This window comes from Treponema sp. R6D11, assembly GCF_054786075.1.
This window is the reverse complement of record NZ_BDHD01001169.1, coordinates 1-369: the sequence shown is the minus strand read 5'-3', so window position 1 is coordinate 369 and position 369 is coordinate 1. Positions and strand designations below refer to the sequence as shown.

General features: G+C 51.2%; 1 protein-coding gene. It reads right to left on the bottom strand.

The window, feature by feature from the left end; all coding sequences use genetic code 11:
• Nucleotides 1-47 precede the first annotated feature (47 nt).
• Nucleotides 48-369 (bottom strand): ATP-binding protein (locus ACYVTD_RS17970; RefSeq protein ID WP_461248974.1); only part of this gene is annotated, 322 nt, incomplete at its 5' end.

Here is a 369-nt window from a genome sequence, read left to right as displayed (position 1 = left end):
CACAGCCCCCCTCTTTTTTTTCCCACCCGCGGGGGCAAAAAGGGTGTTTAAAAATTTCCATGTTTATTTCCCACGTCGCCGGCGCGGTGTGCGCCCCCCCCCAAAAAAGCCCCCAATGTCCCCGCTTTTTTTTTTCCCCCCCCTTTTTGTTTTTTTCCGCCCTGGTTGCCCCCGCCGTTTTTTTCGCATGGGCGTTCATCTTGGCGTTGCTCGATAGCTTTCGAAATGGCTTTCGCGTTGCTTTCCGGGTTGTACGCGGCTTTTACCGTAAAAATAAATGAGGAACCTTTCCCAAGTTCAGATTCAACCCATATACCGCCGCCCATCATCTGCACAATGCTTTTAGAAATTGCGAGCCCTAAACCCTTG